2 tRNA genes and 2 rRNA genes are annotated in these 818 nt (G+C 46.6%); all 4 read left to right on the forward strand.

Features of this window, described 5'->3' with window-relative positions:
- Positions 1-94: ribosomal RNA gene (rrf, locus tag F0231_RS20780) — 5S ribosomal RNA — on the forward strand; the annotation flags it as partial.
- Between the two features lie 63 nt (positions 95-157).
- Positions 158-233 (forward strand) — tRNA-Thr (locus tag F0231_RS20785).
- Between the two features lie 59 nt (positions 234-292).
- Positions 293-408 (forward strand): 5S ribosomal RNA (gene rrf / locus F0231_RS20790).
- Between the two features lie 69 nt (positions 409-477).
- Positions 478-554 (forward strand) — tRNA-Asp (locus tag F0231_RS20795).
- The last annotated feature ends 264 nt before the right edge of the window (positions 555-818 follow it).

Here is an 818-nt window from a genome sequence, read left to right on the forward strand (position 1 = left end):
ACCCACCTGATTCCATGCCGAACTCAGAAGTGAAACGAATTAGCGCCGATGGTAGTGTGGGGCTTCCCCATGTGAGAGTAGGACATCGCCAGGCTTTAAATTTAAGAGAGCCCGTTTGAAAAAACGGGCTTTTTTAGTCCTAAAAGGACATCTTGATGCTGATATAGCTCAGGTGGTAGAGCGCATCCTTGGTAAGGATGAGGTCCCCAGTTCGAGTCTGGGTATCAGCACCATTTACTGTTTGTTTTGAGTTCTTCTAATAAGAACCTAAAGCAAAACGTAAAGAATTTTACTTGGCGACCATAGCGATTTGGACCCACCTGATTCCATGCCGAACTCAGAAGTGAAACAAATTAGCGCCGATGGTAGTGTGGGGTTTCCCCATGTGAGAGTAGGACATCGCCAGGTTACCTTTCTGTTTTTAGATTTTAGAAAAATCTAAAGGCAAAAACTTAGACTCAAGAGTCTAACCAGTGCGGAGCGGTAGTTCAGTTGGTTAGAATACCGGCCTGTCACGCCGGGGGTCGCGGGTTCGAGTCCCGTCCGCTCCGCCACTTATTCCAGACCTCAGCAGAAATGCTGGGGTCTTTTTATATGTGCGGTATTATTTTGGTCTGCGACCAACGAGCCCCGCTTGAGCGTAAGTCCGACCGCTCCGCCACTTATTCAGATAAAGCCCTAACAGAAATGTTAGGGCTTTTTCGTATGCGTAGGTGTCCCGTCCTGAAATGTGTTTACACATTGAGGACGAATTATGACTACTTCAAATAATACCTACGTTAAGCGCACTCAGCGTGATTACACACTAGGCTTTAAAT

Source organism: Vibrio sp. RE86 (assembly GCF_013114545.1).
In the GTDB taxonomy this organism is placed as follows: Bacteria; Pseudomonadota; Gammaproteobacteria; order Enterobacterales; family Vibrionaceae; genus Vibrio.